Raw genomic sequence first — 295 nt, 5'->3', positions numbered from 1 at the left:
CTGAGCCAGGATCAAACTCTCCAAAGAATTTGATATAGCTCTTAAATTGACGAAGCTTGCGCTTCATTCAAAAATTGTAAAACTTTTTTGCCTCATCGTTCAGTTTTCAAAGACCAAAAAATAAATGGTCGGGAAGACAGGATTCGAACCTGCGACCCCTTGGTCCCAAACCAAGTGCTCTACCAAGCTGAGCTACTTCCCGTTAAAATGGTGCACCCTGAGAGATTCGAACTCCCGGCCTTTAGATTCGTAGTCTAACGCTCTATCCAGCTGAGCTAAGGGTGCATATGGTGCG

At 44.7% G+C, this 295-nt stretch carries 2 tRNA genes; both read right to left on the bottom strand.

Annotation, left to right across the window (positions count from 1 at the left end):
- Window positions 1–125: 125 nt before the first annotated feature.
- Window positions 126–202 (bottom strand) — tRNA-Pro (locus KNO94_RS15195).
- A 6-nt stretch (window positions 203–208) separates the two neighbouring features.
- Window positions 209–285: transfer RNA gene (locus tag KNO94_RS15190), tRNA-Arg, on the bottom strand.
- Between the last annotated feature and the right edge of the window lie 10 nt (window positions 286–295).

It is taken from the genome of Exiguobacterium sp. s22 (genome assembly GCF_018617455.1).
Classification (GTDB): Bacteria; Bacillota; Bacilli; order Exiguobacteriales; family Exiguobacteriaceae; genus Exiguobacterium.
Note: the sequence above shows the minus strand (reverse complement) of the source record. Positions and strands in the feature narration are given on the sequence as shown.